The following is a 16971-nucleotide window of genomic DNA, read 5'->3' on the forward strand; positions in this document are numbered from 1 at the left end:
GTCGGCCCACCGGCCCACCGGCCCCTTGGCACCCTTGGTCCAGTGCCCATTCAACGCAACGTCAGGTGCCGGGGTGGGTCACCCCTTGGCCGGGTCGGTGCCGGGCCGCTTGATGATCCGGTCGCCGACCGCGATCGACTTCCAGAGCCGGCGGCTGATCCGGACCTTTATGGATTCGCCGTCGGCAAGGCTGACCTCGACGAAGTGGTACATGTTCGAGCCGTCGAGCATGCCCCGGGAGGTATGGGTGACGACGCCTTCCCAGGAGTCGTCCGGTCCGATTTTCTGTGCTTTCGCCATGGTGTGGAGTCTAGGAAGAGCGGCAGTCGCCCCAGTAGGGCCTTCGATCACGTCTTGTGCAGTACATATGTCACGACTCGCGACTCATGACTGCCGCTGTGCCCACCCCGGCCCGCTCTCCGATGTGGTGTCATCCATTGCTGTCCTGCCGGGCGTGGTGCCCGGTAGTCAACAGATGCCCGAGGTCCAGGCCGGTCGGCGGCGGCAGCGGCGTGTGAGCGGCATCGGCACGAAAGGAGTCGAGCAGATAGCCGACCAGGCGCCGTGAGGCCGCCGCGGGGTCGGGTGTGGCAGTGAGTGCGCTGTTGGCGAGCAGTACCACTGTCAGATCCGAGGGATGGAAGTCCGTGCGCAGCGCCCCCGCGCTCTGGGCCCTGCGGACCAGGGCCGCGAAGCCGCGCTCGCCCTGCAGCCGCCGCCGGGAATGGTCCGCGGCCGCGTCCGGGAAGGCGTTGAGGAATGCCTCCGTGAAGCCGCGCTCGGCCGCCTGCAGCGCGCACACCTTCTCGATCACGTGGCAGAAGCCACGCCAGGGGTCGGGGTCGTCCAGCGCCTCGTTCAGCGCCGCCGTACACGTCTGGAGCTGGTCGGCGAAGATCTCCCTGACCAGCTCGTCGCGGGTGGGGAAGCGGCGGTAGAGCGTGGCGACGCCCACCCCGGCCTTGCGTGCGATGGCTGCCATCGGCACCTCGACCCCGTGCCGGGCGAAGGCCTCGCGGGCGGCCTCGATGATCCGCTGCCGGTTGCGCTCCGCGTCCGCACGCAACCGGTCCGCACGCAACCGAGAGGAATTGGCGTCGATCTCTCTCACCTCCGGCGTAAGTGGACGATGGCATCCACTTACCACCGTACGGTCGATCGTAGACGCGATGACGACGAGGTGTGCGAGATGACCGAGATGATGCGAGCCGCACTGTACGACCGCTTCGGCGGCCCCGAGGTGCTGTACGTGGGCGAGGTGCCCAAGCCCGTCCCCGGGCCCGGTGAGGTGCTGGTGAGGGTCGGCGCGATGAGCATCAACGGCGGTGAGCTGTACGCTCGCGCCGGCCGGCTCAAGCCGGTCACCGGCAGGAAGTTCCCGCTGCGTACTGGCCTGGACTTCGCCGGAGAGGTAGCCGAACTGCCCTCTCCCGCCGCCGGCCTCGCCGTAGGCGATCAGGTCTGGGGCATCATGGCGCGCTCCTCCGGCTTCGGCAGTGCTGCGGAGTACGTCGTCGTCCGGCCGGAGCGGCTTTCCCGAAGCCCCAGGGGACTCGACCCCGTCGACGCGGTCGCGGTGCCCGTGGGCACCACGGCCATCACCGCCCTCCGGGACAAAGCACGGCTGCGCCCCGGCGAGCGTCTCCTGGTACGCGGGGCGGCCGGGGGAGCGGGCAATGTGGCAGTGCAGCTGGGCAAGGCGATGGGAGCGCACGTCACGGGGCTCGCCCGCGCGGACAATCTTGCCCTGGTCCGCGAACTGGGCGCCGACGAGGCGCTGGACTACCGCGCCACCACACCGGCCGACCTGGGCCGCTACGACGTGGTCCTGGACACTGTCGGCAAGGGCCTCCCCGCCTATCGCAGGCTGCTCGCCCCGGGCGGGCGCATGGTGGCCATCGCCTTCGATGCCGACAGGATCGCCGCCTCCCTCGGCTACATCCTGGCCAGCGCCGTGCACGGCCGCAGCCGGGTGCGCTTCTTCAGCGGCAACCCCAAGACCGACCTCTTCACGGAACTCACGTCATACGTCGAGAAGGGCACGCTCCGTCCGATCGTCGACACCGTCTTCCCACTGGCGGACATCGCCGACGCCCATCGCGCACTGGAGGCAGGCGGCGTACGCGGCAAGTACGTGGTGCGTATCGACCAGGGCACGCCTGTTGGCTCACTTGGCCCCACGTGACCCCACTTGGCGCCGCCCAGAGGAGAAGTGCTGTGATGCACAGGGCGGTGTCACGAGGCGCGCGGTAGCGCGAGCCAGTCCTGCCAGGTGATGTCGCGGCCCAGGTAACGGGGGTGCTGGAAGGGCCAGGCGGTGGCGATCCACTGCGGCACCAGCGCGTCGAGGGCGCGTTCCGTCTCGCCGCCTACCAGGTCGTCCACCACCCACCAGGAGATCTCTCCGTCGGAGCCGGTGCGCTCGGGCGGGTCTACGTAGACGCAGCCGAGGAGCGCTGTCTCCTCCTCGTCCAGCAGCGCGTAGTTGAACGACTGGTGCGCGGCTATTTCCTTCTCGTGCCGCAGCAGGTCGATGCGGTCCTCGTCAAAGGTCATCGTCTCCTTCGGCCAGCTCCATGCCGGGCCGAAGGTCTCCCATAGGCGCTCACGGGAGCCCATCACGGCGGGGTAGTCGAGCGCGGTGTCCCCCTCCCGGATCGGCCGCAGGTGAAGCGCGGTGTGGGGTACGGGCACGTGGGTGGGGTGGACGAAGTCGTCAGGCAGCCAGCTCATGAGGGCCGAGAGTACAACCGCTCGACACTGGCCGGCCGCTTGATGAGCGTGGCCGCGGCCACGGGAATCCCCACCGGCGGGACCGAGTTACTGACTGTGACCACAACGACAACAACGACGACACCAACAACGACGACGATGACAGCGATGACAACGGGGGCCGCGGTCCACCGCAGGAAAGGAACAGGAGCCGATGAGCCTTCGTCAGTTCGAGTACGCACTGGCCGTTGCCGAGGAGGGCTCGGTGACCGCGGCGGCGGAGCGGCTGCACGTCGCTCAACCGTCGATGTCCCAGCAGATCCGCGGCCTGGAGCGGGAACTCGGCGTGGATCTGTTCGCCCGCACGCCGACCGGATTGGTGCCCACCGTGGTCGGCCGCGCGTTCCTGCGGGAGGCGGAGGCCGCGGTGAGTGCGGCGCGGCGGGCGCGGGCGACGGCGCGGGCCGGTGCCGATGAACTGGTGGGCGAGCTGATGGTCGCGGTCCAGATGGGCTTTGGCACGCGGCAGCTGCCGGGCGCGTTGAGCGCGCTGCGGCGTCGCTTCCCACGGGTGGAGGTCACGATGTTCGAGGAGCCGAGCTCCGCCGAGCTGGAACGGTTGTGCCGCCGGGGCGTGGTGGACCTTGCCCTGATGGCGGCGTGTGAGCGGACCCCCGCCGACGCCCACCACCTCGGAGACGAAGAGTTCGTCGTGGTGCTGGGCGACGGCCACGGGCAGCTCGCCGCGGACCGGGTCGAGCTGCGCGGACTGAAGGAGGAATCGTGGGTGAGGTTCGACCGGGACAGCGCGCTGGACGGCGTGCTGCTGGAGGTCCTGCGGGACAACGAGCTGACCCCGACCACGGCCGCCCGTGTGTCCCAGACGGCGACGGCTGTGCGCTGGGCCGCCCACGGTCTCGGGGTGACGCTGGTCCCCGCCTCCGCGGTGCCCCATGGTCACGAGCACCTCGTGCGCCCGGTGCTCCCGGCCGTGTCCCAGCCCGTCATCGCCGTCGTCCGGAGCAGTGCGGGCCCGGCGGAGACGGCCCTGCTCGAATTCCTCCGTCAGGAGTCCTGGCCGGAGCCCGCTTCCCTCTCGCCGGTGTCCTGACGGTCCTCACCGGTGTCCCTATCTCCTTACGGTCGAGAAGGTATGAGAAGGTATTGGGCGCCGCTGAATTATTGATGTCGACGCCGGTGTTCCGGAAATGCCGACGGCGTCCGCCGGCATCAGCCCCTGGGGAATTCTCCGCCGTCCACAATAATATTGCTTCCGGTCAGCCAGCCCGCCCGGTCGGACAGGAGGAACAGCACCGCGTGGGCGATGTCGCCGGGCTGACCGTCGCGCCCCAGAGGGGGAGTGGTGGTGTCCTGGCCCGGTCCCGAGTCCAGACGCGCCCACTGCTCCCGCGTCTGTTCACCGCCGGGGGTGGCCGTTCTGCCAGGAGACACGGTGTTGACCCGGATTCCGAACGGAGCCAGCTCCGAGGCCATTCCCCGGCTGTATGCCTCAAGCGCCGCCTTCGCCGCCACGTAGTGCAGGAACGGCGGCGCCACGGTGGGGACCGCGGCCGAGGAGACGTGCACGATCACCCCCGAACGCTGTTCCCGCATCCCCGGTGCCAGCAGCGCATCCAGCCGCACCGACGCCAGGAAGTTCAAGTCCAGCGCGTTCTGCCACTCCTCGTCGGGGATGGCCAAAGCACCCTTGTACGGCCCCGCCCCGCCCGCGTTGTGCACCAGGATGTCCACCCCACCCAGCCGCTCCTGCGCGGCCGCGGCGAGGGCCTCCGCTCCGGCCCGTGTCCGCACGTCGGCCTCCACGAAGGCGGCCCCCTCCGGCACCGTGCTCGTCGCCGACCTGGCAGTGGTGAGCACCTCGGCGCCCGCCTCCAGGAGCTGCCGCACGACGGCCGCTCCGATTCCGCGAGAACCACCCGTGACCAGGGCTCGCTTTCCCGCTAGTTCTCGCGTTCCCGATCCGCTCTCGATAGTGGTCATGTCACCGGTCCTTTCGAATACGTAATTTTCCGCTCGGCGGAAGAAATCCCGACGTGCGCGGCGCGGCGCGCGAATTCTTTGGAGAAATCGCGGTGCGCGCGGCGCCTCGTCGAGCTGTTTCACGGTACGTAGGCAAAAGGCCGAGAGACAAAGACCAAAAGTCAGCACGGGCTATAGGGGATGCCTATGGCGTCCTGGCTCCGCCGCCCGCCGTGGGCGACCTTCGCGGGGAACGCTCGCCCTCGTGGGCTCCAGCACCTGCCCTCGGGCGCGGTCTGGGACGAGGCTGCCGTGCGTGATCAGACTCGTTACGCGCGCAACGCCTGCGACAGCGCGTCCACGGTCACGCCCACGATGGCCAGGAGCTGCGCCGGGCTCGCCCCGGCCCTGCTCATGACGGCGAGCGACTGGTTCACAGCCGCCGCGTGCACAGCGAAGGCCTCGGCGTCCTGGTCGGTCAGTCGGCCGGCCTTCAGCGCGGTGCGCAGGCGCAGGAGCTGGAAGCCGAGCGCCTGCTTGGCGTGCGCCGCGACGCCCGGACTCAGCACTGGGATCGCCATGGCTGACTGGGCAATCAGGCACCCATCAGGGAGTTCGGGATCGGCGATGCGCTGGAGGGTGACGTCGAAGAACGCACGAACAGCGGCAACGGGGTCCGAGGCTGCGCACGACAGGGCGGCGTCGTACTTCTCGCCATAGCGCGCGGCGTAGAGATCCAGGCAGCGCAGGAAGAGCGTGTCCTTGCCGCCGAGGGAGGAGTAGATGGAACTGCGGTTCAGGCCGGTCGCCCGGGACAAATCGTCCAGTGAGGTGTCGGCGTAGCCCTCGCGCCAGAACTGGATCATCGCGGCGTCGAGCGCCGTGTCCATGTCGAACTGCTTCTTGCCTGCCACGCGGTACTTCCTTGCCGATGCGTCGATGGTTCGGACTGTGTTGCGCACCATTCTATCTTGGACTGATCGGTTCAAGATGTGTAGTCTTCAAGCGTGGTCATGGCCAGGCGTGCGGCGCACTTCGCGACCGCGCGGCGTAACACCCCATGTGGTCCCAGCCACCGCCGTCAGCCCGTCAGCTACACCGTCCCACCGCACACCTGACACCGATGGAGGATCCCCGTGACCGGCCCAGCGACCAGCACTCCGCATGTCTCCGAAAGCAACCCCATCCGCGACCTGCCCCTGCAGCATCTGGCCGGATTCACGCACCGCTGGGTCGACGCGGACGGCGTCCGTCTTCATGCCGTCGAAGGCGGACGGCCGGGCGGCCCGGCCGTCGTCCTGCTCGCCGGATTCCCGCAGACCTGGTGGGCCTGGCGAAAGGTGATGCCCGGCCTCGGCCGCCGGTTCCACGTCATCGCGATCGACCTGCCGGGTCAGGGCCACTCCGAGCGTCCGGAGCGCGGCTACGACACGCACGCGGTCGCCGCGCACGTCCACACCGCCGTGCAGGCTCTCGGAGTGTCGACCTACTCCCTGGTCGCCCACGACATCGGCGCCTGGGTCGCCTTCTCCCTCGCCCTCGACTTCGAGAGCCATCTGCGCGGGGTCGCTCTGCTCGACGCCGGAATTCCCGGTATCACTCTCCCGGAGGCGATTCCCGCCGACCCGGATCGGGCGTGGAAAACCTGGCATTTCGCGTTCCACATCGTGCCCGACCTGCCCGAGACGCTGCTTGCCGGCCGCGAACGCGAGTACGTCGGATGGTTCCTGAAGGCGAAGGCCCTGTCTCCCGATACGTTCGACGACGCCGAGATCGACCACTACGCGGCGGCCGTCGCCGTCGACGGCGGCCTGCGCGCTTCCCTCGCGTACTACCGAGACGCCGCGGAGTCAGCGCGTAAGAACCGTGAGGCGCTCAAGCGGCGGCACCTGACTGTGCCGATCCTCGGAATATCCAGCAGCCACGGCTCCGTTCCGGACATGGCCGCCTCCATCAGCCCATGGGCCGACAACACCACCGGAATCGTCCTGCCCGACGCGGGACACTTCATCCCCGACGAGCAGCCCGAAGCCATCGCTGCCGCGATAGCGGACTTCATCGCCGCCGACGACTGACACCCGTCGAACCTTCCCGACGCGCCGCACGCCTGGTGTTGGTCGTGGCCGCCCGATATCGGACAGCCGCAGCGACTGGACCGCCTTCAAGGGCTCAGGCATCATCAAGCAGTTGCCCAGGCCGAGAGTGAGCGCAGGTCAGAGCGTGGCCAGCAAGAAGTCTTCTCCGCTGGACGGGTGGAGGGCGTCGGTGCGATCAGCGAAGTAGCGCTCGGCAAGAACAGCTCCCGATACGTGCCGCGCGTCCTTGAGGCCGGCTTCACGGGCCAGTGCCAGCATGTCCTGCGGGGCGTAGAAGCTGACGAAGGGCGTGCCGGCTGCTTGCGCGCCTTCCTTGCTCGCCCGGAGGCCGGAGCGATCGGATTCGTCAACGAGGCCGGCCGGTAGCAGGAAGGTCATGGCAAAAGTTGATCTTGGCGCGAGTGCCGCGATCTGGCGCAGGGTGGTCGCAGTTGCGTCCTCGGTGAGATACATGCTGACGCCGGTGGACACGATGACCGCCGGACGGCGCGGATCGAATCCCGCAGCGGCGAGTTGCTCCCACCATGACTCGCCCGCTTCGAAGTCAACCGGTACCAGATGCAGCCACTCGGGGATGCCGTAACCGAGCTCCACCAGACGCCGGCGCTTCCACGCCTGGGTGCCGGGCTGGTCTACCTCGAAGAGCTGCAGGCGGGAGGCAACCTCCGGCCTGCGCTGGGCAAAGGTGTCCAGGCCGGCACCCAGGATGACGTACTGAGTGACACCGAGCTCGACCTGCTGGGCGACCAGGTCCTCGATGAAGCGAGCGCGGGCGACCATGGCCGCCCGAAAGGGGCTGGTAGCTTCCGGATCCATGTCCGGACGGTGTGGCCAGTCGGCAGCCGGGGCCACCAACTGCAACCCGACCTCGTCCTCCAGTACATGGGGCGCTGCGTCGAGCCGGACGTGCATCGCCCGCCAAAGCGCGCAGCGCACCGCAGTGTTGTCCGGCCGTTCGGTAACTTCGTCCCTCATGGCGCTGCCTCCATTGCGGTCGATTCCCGGCGGGAGCCTGGAGATTTTGCAGGCGCCCGTCAGGATCGCGGACGGTCAGTTGCCTGGTGCCGAAGTGGGTGTTCTCGAACGGGGCGGACCGAAGGTGCGTCGGTAGGCGCCGGGTGTGGTGCCGAGATGGGCCCGGAAGCGGCGGCGCAGGTTGACTGCCGAAGTGAGTCCGACGCGGGCGGCGATGGCTTCGATCGGCAGGTCGGTCTGTTCCAGCAAGACACGTGCCGCGTCGATGCGTTGGTCGAGCAGCCACTGCCCTGGGCTGGTGCCGAGCTGTTCGGTGAAACGCCGGGCGAGGGTCCGGCTGGAAAGCCCGGCGCGTTCGGCGAGCCGGTCGAGGGTCAGTCGTGTGTCGAGCCGGGAGGTGGCCCACTCCAGCAGAGGTGCCAAGGACTCTTCCGTCTTGGCCGGTGTGGGCCGCGCGGCGTACTGGAGTTGGCTTCCCTCCCGGTGCGGCGGCAGGACCATGGCTCCGGCGATACGGGCGGCGTATGCCGCGCCGTGGTCGGAACGCACCAGGTGCAGGCACAGGTCGATGCCTGCACCGGTTCCGGCGCTGGTGGCCACGTCGCCGTGGTCCACGAAGAGCACGTCCTGGTCGATGTGCACCTTGGGGAAGGCGGCGGCCAGTCGGGGGGCGCTGCGCCAGTGGGTGGTGGCGCGACGGCCGTCGAGCAGTCCGGTCTGGGCGAGGACGAAGGCTCCTGTGCAGATGGCGACGATCCTCGCCCCGCGCCGGTGGGCGGTCCGCAGTGCCGCGGTGACGGCCGGCGGTGCGGGGGCGCCGGGCGGCTGCCAGCCGGGGACGATCACGGTGTCCGCCTGCTCCAGAGCCTCGAGGCCGGCGTCGACGACCATCGCGTAGCCGGCGGTGGTCGGCAGTCGGCCGGGGTGCTCGGTGCAGATCCCGAAGCTGTAGCGGGGCGGCTCATCCTGCGGGGCCGTGCCGAAGACCTCGCTGGCGCAGGAGAGCTCGAAAGGCGACTGCGGCGGATTGAGCAGGGCCACCACCCGATGAGGTCCCATGGCAAGATTGTACCCAAAGGTGTCTTTCTGGACTCTCGGCCGGATGGCCCGCACAGGACATGGTGGACCCATGAGCGAAACCACCGAAACGACAGTGATGAGGGCAGCGGTCCAGGTCGACGGCGAGTCGGCCAGCTACGTGACCGCCGGGCGGCAGGACACCCCGCCCGTGCTGATGCTGCACGGAACGTACTGGAGCCGAGTCTGGCTCCCCGTACTCGGCCACCTCGCCGACGCGGGGCTGCGGCCCCTAGCGGTCGACCTCCCCGGGCTGGGACGCTCAGGAGGCCGGCTCACCCCGGAAACGGCCACGGTTCCGGCCCTCGCCGGCTGGGTGACGCGATTCGTCTCCGCGCTGGATCTCTCCGGCCCCATCGCCGTGGCAGGACACGACATCGGCGGCGCCATCGCCCAGCACCTCCTCGCCCACAGCCGGCTCGACGTGTCCCGGCTCGCCTTGGTCAACTCGGTCCTCTACGACTCCTGGCCCGCACCCCACGTGGCCCGCTTCCGGAACGGGGAGACGGGCGAGGGCGTGCTCGCCGCCCGTCGGCAGGCGATTGCGAGGGTGCTGGCCGGTGTCGCCACTGAGTCGTTGATCGCGGACTACGCGGATCCGTGGACCAATGAGCGGGTGCGCCGCTCCTGGACGGCCCTGGCGGGCGCGGCCGATAACCGCTACACCCTTGACCTCGTTCCCGCGCTGCAGCGGTCCACGACGCCCAAGCTGTTGATCTGGGGGGAAGATAACCTCCATGAGACGGTGGAATACGCCGAACGGTTCGCCTCGGAGATGCCCCACACCACGCTCATCCGCATCCCGCATGCGGATCACATTCCCACAGAGAACGCCCCCGACCGCATCGGCCGCGCGCTCGCCGACTTCTTCACAGCGTAGAGATCTTCGAACTTCCCCAGCGGCGCCCGCTCACCGGTAAGCGCGACAGGTCACCGCCGCAGTCGCTCCACGCACGGTACTTCTCGACGAGCCAGGCGAGTAGCCCGGTCGACGAGTCGGCCAGCCCATAGCTCAGCGTGAGAGGGCGGGTGCTCTGTTGGTGCAGGTACCCGCCTTCTTCCGCGGACCATGCCGCGACGGAATCGAGGTAGTACTGCTCTTCAGGGGTAACACCGGTCGCGTCGTAGGCGACCGGACTGGCGACCGCCGGCGTCGGCGGCGTCGCCCCCGTACTGGCATGGCGTGGCCAGCCGGCGGGCGAGGGTGGTCAGCGCGAGGAAGGAGCTGGGCCACCCGTTGGTCAGGACGATCGGCAGGGCGTCGGGGTGTTCGCCGTCGAAGCGGAGGTATGGGGTATGGGAGCCTCCAGAGTTTGGTTGTCACACACCCGCGTTCTCATGCGACAGCGATGCGTTTCTGAGCCCGGGTCCGCTGTGGGACAAGCGGGCTACGAGTGTCAGTCCGCCGTCAGCATCCGGTGCAGGGGGTCCGAGGGGCCGAGTGCGGTGGCCAGTTCTGCGCTCGTGGGGCTGGTGGCCGGGCCGGGGCGGGTGACGGCGAGGGCGGCTGCGGCGTTGGCTGCCCGGGCGGCTTCCAGCGGTGTGGTGCCCTGGCCGAGGAGTGCGAGGAAGGCGCCGGTGTGGGCGTCGCCGGCGCCGTTGCTGTCGACGACGCGTACCGGTCGGCCGGGTACGTGAACGGCGGGGCTCGTGCCGGTGGCGAGCCAGCAGCCGTCGGCGTCGCCGCGTACGAGTACACCGCCACCGGGCTTGATCCGCCCGGTCAGTGCGTCGGCGGCTGCGGCGTCATGGAGGTCCGACAGCAGCCGGGCCTCGCGGCGGTTGCAGCTGAGCCAGTCGCAGCGGGCCAGGACGCGTCGTAGGTGCTCGGCGTCGATGTCGGCGACCAACGGGCCGGGGTCCAGGCACAGTACGACGTCGTCCGGGAGGGCGGTGGCGAAGTCGGCGAGCGCTGCGGAGGTACCGGGATAGGCCAGTCCGTAGCCGGAGAGCTGGACGATATCGCCGGGGCGCAGGGCGGCCGCCATCCGCGCCGTGTCGTCGGGGGTGAGGGTGCCTTCCGCGCCGGGTGCGGTGGCGAAGGTGCGCTCGCCGCCGTCGTCGACGAGGGCGACGCAGAATCCGGTGTCGGCGTCGGTGCGGGGCGGGAGCGCCACGTCGATCTGTTCGGCCTGGAGAGCGGTGCGTACCCGGTCGCCGAAGGGCCCGGTGCCGTGGATGCCCCCGTACACCGCGGGCAGGCCCATCCGGCGGGCGGCCGTGAGGACGTTGAGGCCACCGCCCACGCGCTGCGTTGTGCCGGAGGCGAGCACGTCGCCGCCGCGCGGGGGCAGCTGCGGCACGCGCATCACGAGGTCGATGATGACGTTGCCGGCGAGGAAGAGGCGGGTGTTCATACGGTGGTCCTCGGCGTCGTGGGGTCGGTGTGCGGCTCGGTGTGCTGGGTCTCGGCGGTCACCGCCTTGTCGAAGGGCCGCAGGAGGGCGTAGCAGGCGGCGCCGACGACGAAGGTCACCACCCAGCCCAGACCGTTGTTGCCCAGCCAGCTGTGGGAGAGCGGGCCGGAGAACCAGATGTCGGTGTCACTGGTCCTGGCCTCGGTGAGCAGCAGTCCGACGACGATCGCCAGCGCCCAGGAGAAGACGGCCGACCAGGCGAAGCCGCCGTTGTACCAGTAGCGCCCGGCGCGTCCGGCGACCATCAGTGCATCGGGGTCGTAGCTCCGGTGGCGCAGCATGTCGACGGCGAAGACACCGACCCAGGCCGTGATCGGAACGGCGAGGATGGTCAGGAAGGTGGTGAACGGCCCGTAGAAGTCCTTGGCGATCAGCATGAAGTAGATGCCGCCCACGAAGGTGATGACGACGTCGAGGCCGACGGCGACCGTACGCTTGGCGCGCACTCCCAGGGTGACCAGGGTCAGGCCAGCGGAGTACACCGAGAGGTGGTTGGAGAGCAGCAGTCCGCCGAACGCCGCGATCAGGTACGGCACGGACATCCACGACGGCAGCATCGCGTCGATGGCGGAGACCGGGTCGGACGCGGCGGCTAGGGAGGTGTCGCCCGCCGAGAGCAATGAGCCGAGGGAGATCAGCAGTACCAGGGGGATGCCGGCACCCCAGGCCGAGGCGAGGACCAGGCGCTTGCCGGGGATGGCGCGGGGCAGGTAACGGGCGTAGTCAGCACCCGCGTTGGCCCAGCCGATACCGGTGCCCGCGGCGATGATGCCGATGCCCGCGATGACGGCGCTGAGCGGCGCGGCCGGGGCGTGCGCCACCTTCGCCCAGTCCACGGTGGCGGCCAGGAAGGCCATGACGACCAGGTTGAGCAGGCCGAAGAGGTAGCTGGCCCACTTGTTGATCCACATGATGGTGGCGTGGCCCAGCCCGCTGATGAGCAGCGTGCAGGCGATGAAGACCAGCAGACACACCAGCGTCAGCACGGTGTTGTGCCCTACGCCGAAGACGATCGTGAGCAGGGAGAGCAGCGCGTAGGCGGCGGTTGTTGTGTTCACCGTCTCCCAGCCGACCCGGCTGATCCACGTCACCAGGGTGGGTCCGGCGTTGCCCCGGCGGCCGAAGACGGCCCTGGACAGGGTCAGGGCGGGTGCGCCGCCGCGCTTCCCGGCGATGCTCAACGCGCCCACCAGCGCGAAGGAGCCGAAGGCTCCGATGACGGCGACCAGTACGGCCTGCCAGATGTTCAGTCCGCGGAAGGCCACGAGCGTGGCACCGAGCGGCAGGCCGAGGAGGGAGATGTTCGCGGCGAACCAGGTCCAGAACATCTGCCCGGCGTGGCCGTGCCGCTCCGAGTCGGGTACGGGCTCGATTCCGCGGGTCTCCACGGCACCGACGCGGTCGCTGACGTGGTCACCGACGTGCTCGCCGGCATGAGCACCGGCGTGGTCATCGGCCTGGTCACCGGCACGATCGCTCGTCGTCGAGTCGGCCATGACGGAACCTCCTTACGAGGCGAGAGGGGAGGCGGGCCGGGGCGGGCCTCCCGGGGAGGGGAATCCCAGGAGCGGGGCTCAGTGTGTCCGCAGCGCGAGCAGGTCGGCGGCGAGTGGCTCCAGATCGAGGGTGTTGACGGAACGGAGGGTGGCGACGGCCTCCGGGGGGAGGGCACGCAGGCCCGCGACGGCACCGGACACCGCGCCCGCGATGGCGCCGATGGTGTCGCAGTCGCCGCCGAGGTTGGCGGCCAGGAGGCAGGCCTGCCAGGGGTCGTCGCCCGCCAGTGCGAGCACCGCGAATGCCGCGGGGACCGACTCCTGAGAGGCGACGCTGGTGCCCACCAGGTCGCTGATGGTGTCCACGGCGTCCTCGGCCGTGGCCCCGGCGACCAGGTCGCGCGCCCAGCGGATACGAGTGGCGATGTCGGCGCCGGCGGACCAGTGGCCGCGTCGCGCCCCCGCCGCGGCCGCGGTCTGCGCGGCGTCCAGCGCGGCGGTGAGGCCGCTGCCGGCCACGGCGGCGCTGACCGCGGCGGCGACGGCCGCCGCTCCGGCGATGCCGATGTTGGTGTCGTGGGTGACCTGGCAGGACTCCACGACGCGGTCGAGGAAGGTCTCCAACGGGTCGTGGGAGAAGGCGATGCCCACCGGGGTGACGCGCATGGCGGCGCCGTTGGTGGTGCCGGTCCGGCCGGTCTCGGTGACGGATACGCCACGGGTCACGGCGTCCAGCGCGGCCTTGGTGGACGGGCCCAGCAGGTCCAGGGAGCCCTTGGCCTTCATCTCGGCCTCCCACTCCAGCAGCGCGGTGGCCAGCTGAGTGGGGTCGATGCGTCCCCGGCCCTCGGCCAGCAGCCGGCCGACGATGAGGGCCTGGTCGGTGTCGTCGGTGACACTGCCCGCGGGCAGACCGGCGGCGACGGGGTTGTCCGGCGGGCCGGCCTCGAAGCCGGTGACCTTGCCGAAACGGGCGGTGATGGCGGTGCGCGACATGATCTGGGTCGGCATGCCGAGGGCGTCGCCCAGGGCGAGACCGTAGAGGGCGCCGAGCGCGCGATCGGTGCGGGGGTCGTTCATGTGCGGTGTTTCCTGGTCTCTCTCAGGGCCTTGCGGGCATGGCCTGCGGCTCGTACGGCAGCGCGGGGGCGGAGGTGCGTTGGTGGTGGGGGGAGCGGCGGCTGTGGTGCGGTGCTGTGAGGCGTTCGCGCCCGGTGTCAGAGCGAGCCCGGCTCTCCGAAGTGGGTGCGCAGCTCGAACCGTTCCGGGTCCAGGAGGCTGACCACGTGCTCGATCGGCGCGCCCGCAGGGGAGCGGCCGATGCGCGTCACACGGAGGAAGGAGGTACCGGCCGTGCGCATCAGCAGCACCGCGTCGATGTCGTTCAGCGGTACGGCGGTCGCACGCTGTTCCCCCGACGCCACCACCATCCCGACCGAGGCGAGCGTAGCGGTGAGCGAGCCGTCGACCAGACCGCGTGCCGGTACCTCCACCAGCTCGTCCTGGAACGGCACCCGGCTGCGCTCCAGCGAGATGCGGGTGCCATCAGCGAGGGTGCGGACGCGGTCCACGGCAAGGAAATCCGCTCGCTCCAGAGCCAGTTCGGCAGCGAGGTTCGCGTCCTGGACGATCTCCAGGTTCAGCACGGTGGTATCCACGGCCGTACCGTGCTCGGTCAGCGCCTGGGACCAACCGTGCCGGTGGTCCAGCACGCTGCCCTCGAAGGTGACGATCGACCCGACCCCGGGGTGGGTCGTGATCAGCCCGTCCTCGGCGAGGAGGCGCAGCGCCTCGCGCACGGTGGCCCGGCTGACGGAGAACTGCCGGGTCAGTGCGTGTTCCCCCGGCAACCGGCTGCCGGGCCGCCGGGCACCGGCCCGGATCTCCCGGCTCAGGATGCGCGCTACGCGCTGATGCTTGCGTGCCTGTTCGGACATGTCCACAGCCTAGGCGTACCTGTCTGAACCTGTCCGTTACCTGGATCACACCGGCGCGCCGCCCCGGGGCGCGGGGCTAGCCGACAGAGGGATCGGCACCGTCCGTCACCGGTGCCAGGACGATCGACCGGAACGCGGCGACCACCGGCCGCAGGTCGATCCGGTGCCAGGCCGCCCACAGCCGCACCGTCTCATCGAGCCACGGCAGCTCCCGTACGACCACGTTCTGGGCGGCCCGGACCATGCTCCGCTGTACGAGGGCCAGGCCGAGGCCGGAGGCGACGAGTCCCGTGGCGGTGAGCGGTTCCGTGGCCTCGAACCGGATGTCGGGCCGGAAGCCGGATGCCGCGCAGGAGGCCATGAAGGCGTCGCGCCAGGCAGGGTCCTGGCTGTCCTCGACCGCCACCCACGGCCGGCCGTCCAGATCCTCCGGGCGGACCTCCGCACGTGAGGCGAGCGGGTGTTGTTCCGGTACGGCCAGTAGTAGTGGGTCCTCCAGCAGCAGTGCGCCGCGCAGATCGGGGTCGTCCTGGGGTGGCGGCTCGGGGACGAGTGCGATGTCCAGGCTGCGCTGCCGCAGGCCCTCGAACTGCTCGGCGGGCGGCAGGTTGTAGAGGGCCACGTGGATGCCGGGGCGCGCTTCGTGCAGGTCCCGCAGTGCCCGGGGCAGCGCTCCGGAGTGCATGGCGTCGCCGAGGTAGCCCACGCACAGGCCGCCCTCTTCGCCGCGGCCGAGCCGGCGGCCCAGATTCTCCAGCCGGTCCGCGTGCCGTAGCAGGGCCTGGGTCTCGGAGAGGAAGGTCCGGCCGTCGGCGGTGAGCCGGATGCGCTGCTGGCTGCGCTCGAAGAGGAGCAGGCCCAGGTCCTTCTCCAGCTGGGCGATCTGCCGGCTGAGGGGTGACTGGGAAATGTGCAGCTTCTCGGCGGCCCGCCCCACGTGTTCCGTCTCGGCGACGGCCACGAAGTACCGGAGCTGACGTAGATCCAGCATGCAAGACCTTTCGTACGGCGTCTCGTAAGACCTCTGTCTCGTAACAGACCTCTGCCCCTTGAGGCCTCTGCCTCTTAAGACCTCTGGGGACTCAAGTGTGTCCAAGCATGTCTTGGACAGTCTCAAGCATCGACCATACCGTCGAACACGTAAGAGAAATGAGTGCGCAGACGGGTGCATATCCGGCCTCGCGTCACTCTGAGTGACAGATGGGAATCAGTTCCATGGGTATCAGCTCACTTCTGCCGGGACGGCTCGGCTTCGGGACCGCGCCGCTGGGCAACATGTTCCGTGCCATTCCCGGCGAGGAGGCCGCCGCGACCGTCCAGGCCGCCTGGGACCAGGGCATTCGCTACTACGACACCGCCCCCTTCTACGGCGCCGGGCTGTCGGAGATCCGACTCGGCGAGGTACTGGCCGGCAAGCCTCGCGACGAGTACGTCCTGAGCACCAAGGTCGGCCGGGTCATCCTGGACGAGGTGGAGGACCCGGCCCACCGCGACCTCGGCGAGAAGGGCGGCATCTTCGAGCACGGTCGCCCGAACAAGATCCTTAACGACTACTCCGCCGACGCCACGAAGCGCTCCATCGAGGACAGCCTCAAGCGCCTGGGAACCGACCGCCTGGACATCGTCTGGGTGCACGATGTCGCCCAGGACTTCTACGGCGACGAGTGGGTGGCCGCTTACGAGTCCGCCCGCACCGGCGCCTTCCGCGTCCTGCAAAAGCTCCGCGACGAGGGTGTCATCAAGGCATGGGGTCTCGGCGTCAACCGCGTCGAGCCGCTGGAACTCACCCTCGACCTGGACGAGCCCCGGCCCGATGCGTTCCTCCTGGCCGGCCGGTACACCCTGCTGGACCACGAGCGCGCCCTGCAGCGGCTGCTGCCGACCGCCACCGAGCAGGACGTCGACATCGTCGTCGGCGGGCCCTACAGCTCCGGCATCCTGGCCGGCGGACAGCACTTCGAGTACCAGCAGGCGCCGCCCGCCATCATAGAGAAGGTCGAGCGCATCAAGGCCCTCGCCGCCCGGCACGGTGTCAGCATCAAGGCCGCGGCGCTGCAGTTCGCCCTGGCCCACCCCGCCACCGCGGCCGCCATCCCCGGCGCCACCCGCCCCAGCCGCATCGCCGAGGACGTGACGGCACTCAACGAGAACGTACCGGCGGCCTTCTGGACGGACCTGCGCACCGAGCGGCTGATCCAGCCGGACGCCCCCGTACCGGGCGCCTGACCCCACCACGCAGACCCACCCGCTCACCCACCAGCCCCACCACCTCATCCGACCC

17 protein-coding genes are annotated in these 16971 nt (G+C 69.9%); 5 read left to right on the plus strand and 12 right to left on the minus strand.

The genetic code is table 11. The features are described 5' to 3' along the window. Positions 1 to 78 precede the first annotated feature (78 nt). Both ACZ6WH_RS04395 and ACZ6WH_RS04400 read right to left on the minus strand, forming a co-directional pair. Complete coding sequence (locus tag ACZ6WH_RS04395; RefSeq protein ID WP_469725885.1) at positions 79 to 300, minus strand: DUF7489 domain-containing protein; 222 nt, start codon at positions 298 to 300, stop codon at positions 79 to 81. A gap of 130 nt (positions 301 to 430) precedes the next feature. Further along, positions 431 to 1111: a TetR/AcrR family transcriptional regulator gene (locus ACZ6WH_RS04400; protein WP_469725887.1), complete on the minus strand. Its 681-nt coding sequence runs from the start codon at positions 1109 to 1111 to the stop codon at positions 431 to 433. A 78-nt stretch (positions 1112 to 1189) separates the two neighbouring features. Between ACZ6WH_RS04400 and ACZ6WH_RS04405 the strand changes: the two genes are divergently transcribed. Continuing rightward, the gene (locus tag ACZ6WH_RS04405; RefSeq protein ID WP_469725888.1) at positions 1190 to 2185 is read left to right on the plus strand and encodes an NAD(P)-dependent alcohol dehydrogenase; all 996 of its coding nucleotides are present in this window, start codon (positions 1190 to 1192) and stop codon (positions 2183 to 2185) included. 50 nt (positions 2186 to 2235) lie between these two features. On the opposite strand, the gene ACZ6WH_RS04410 is transcribed toward ACZ6WH_RS04405, so the two are convergent. Then, positions 2236 to 2733, minus strand: a complete 498-nt coding sequence (locus ACZ6WH_RS04410) for a GNAT family N-acetyltransferase (protein WP_469725889.1) — start codon at positions 2731 to 2733, stop codon at positions 2236 to 2238. A 193-nt stretch (positions 2734 to 2926) separates the two neighbouring features. On the opposite strand from ACZ6WH_RS04410, the gene ACZ6WH_RS04415 reads away from it, so the two are divergent. Next, on the plus strand, positions 2927 to 3823 hold the full coding sequence (locus tag ACZ6WH_RS04415) for a LysR family transcriptional regulator (RefSeq protein WP_469725891.1): 897 nt from the start codon (positions 2927 to 2929) through the stop codon (positions 3821 to 3823). 119 nt (positions 3824 to 3942) lie between these two features. Here the strand turns inward: ACZ6WH_RS04415 and ACZ6WH_RS04420 are convergent, their stop codons facing one another. Both ACZ6WH_RS04420 and ACZ6WH_RS04425 read right to left on the minus strand, forming a co-directional pair. After that, on the minus strand, positions 3943 to 4713 hold the full coding sequence (locus ACZ6WH_RS04420; protein ID WP_469725893.1) for an oxidoreductase: 771 nt from the start codon (positions 4711 to 4713) through the stop codon (positions 3943 to 3945). A 308-nt stretch (positions 4714 to 5021) separates the two neighbouring features. Further along, the gene (locus tag ACZ6WH_RS04425; RefSeq protein WP_469725894.1) at positions 5022 to 5606 is read right to left on the minus strand and encodes a TetR/AcrR family transcriptional regulator; all 585 of its coding nucleotides are present in this window, start codon (positions 5604 to 5606) and stop codon (positions 5022 to 5024) included. A 222-nt stretch (positions 5607 to 5828) separates the two neighbouring features. Between ACZ6WH_RS04425 and ACZ6WH_RS04430 the strand changes: the two genes are divergently transcribed. Beyond that, a complete protein-coding gene (locus tag ACZ6WH_RS04430) occupies positions 5829 to 6767 on the plus strand; it encodes an alpha/beta fold hydrolase (protein ID WP_469725896.1) in 939 nt (312 codons plus the stop codon). A gap of 138 nt (positions 6768 to 6905) precedes the next feature. On the opposite strand, the gene ACZ6WH_RS04435 is transcribed toward ACZ6WH_RS04430, so the two are convergent. Next, positions 6906 to 7763 (minus strand): class I SAM-dependent methyltransferase, encoded by an 858-nt coding sequence (locus tag ACZ6WH_RS04435; RefSeq protein WP_469725897.1) that lies wholly within the window; start codon positions 7761 to 7763, stop codon positions 6906 to 6908. A gap of 75 nt (positions 7764 to 7838) precedes the next feature. Continuing rightward, a complete protein-coding gene (locus ACZ6WH_RS04440; RefSeq protein WP_469725899.1) occupies positions 7839 to 8822 on the minus strand; it encodes a GlxA family transcriptional regulator in 984 nt (327 codons plus the stop codon). A gap of 70 nt (positions 8823 to 8892) precedes the next feature. Between ACZ6WH_RS04440 and ACZ6WH_RS04445 the strand changes: the two genes are divergently transcribed. Next, positions 8893 to 9720 (plus strand): alpha/beta fold hydrolase, encoded by an 828-nt coding sequence (locus tag ACZ6WH_RS04445; protein ID WP_469725900.1) that lies wholly within the window; start codon positions 8893 to 8895, stop codon positions 9718 to 9720. Positions 9721 to 10237: 517 nt separating this feature from the next. Here the strand turns inward: ACZ6WH_RS04445 and ACZ6WH_RS04450 are convergent. The 5 genes from ACZ6WH_RS04450 to ACZ6WH_RS04470 all read right to left on the minus strand — a co-directional run bounded on the left by ACZ6WH_RS04450 (position 10238) and on the right by ACZ6WH_RS04470 (position 15681). Beyond that, positions 10238 to 11197, minus strand: a complete 960-nt coding sequence (locus ACZ6WH_RS04450) for a PfkB family carbohydrate kinase (RefSeq protein ID WP_469725902.1) — start codon at positions 11195 to 11197, stop codon at positions 10238 to 10240. After that, entirely contained in the window at positions 11194 to 12753 is a 1560-nt protein-coding gene (locus tag ACZ6WH_RS04455; RefSeq protein WP_469725903.1) for a purine-cytosine permease family protein, read from the minus strand. Before ACZ6WH_RS04455 ends, ACZ6WH_RS04450 begins: the two co-directional genes overlap by 4 nt. A 78-nt stretch (positions 12754 to 12831) precedes the next feature. Then, complete coding sequence (locus tag ACZ6WH_RS04460) at positions 12832 to 13833, minus strand: ADP-ribosylglycohydrolase family protein (protein ID WP_469725905.1); 1002 nt, start codon at positions 13831 to 13833, stop codon at positions 12832 to 12834. 137 nt (positions 13834 to 13970) lie between these two features. After that, complete coding sequence (locus ACZ6WH_RS04465) at positions 13971 to 14690, minus strand: GntR family transcriptional regulator (RefSeq protein ID WP_469725906.1); 720 nt, start codon at positions 14688 to 14690, stop codon at positions 13971 to 13973. A 76-nt stretch (positions 14691 to 14766) separates the two neighbouring features. Further along, positions 14767 to 15681 carry a LysR substrate-binding domain-containing protein gene (locus ACZ6WH_RS04470; protein ID WP_469725908.1) on the minus strand — a complete coding sequence of 305 codons (915 nt, stop codon included), beginning with the start codon at positions 15679 to 15681 and terminating at the stop codon, positions 14767 to 14769. Between the two features lie 224 nt (positions 15682 to 15905). Here ACZ6WH_RS04470 and ACZ6WH_RS04475 point away from each other — a divergent pair, with 224 nt between their 5' ends. Beyond that, complete coding sequence (locus tag ACZ6WH_RS04475; protein WP_469725909.1) at positions 15906 to 16916, plus strand: aldo/keto reductase; 1011 nt, start codon at positions 15906 to 15908, stop codon at positions 16914 to 16916. Positions 16917 to 16971 lie beyond the last annotated feature (55 nt).

The organism is Streptomyces sp. NPDC050806 (genome assembly GCF_055586425.1).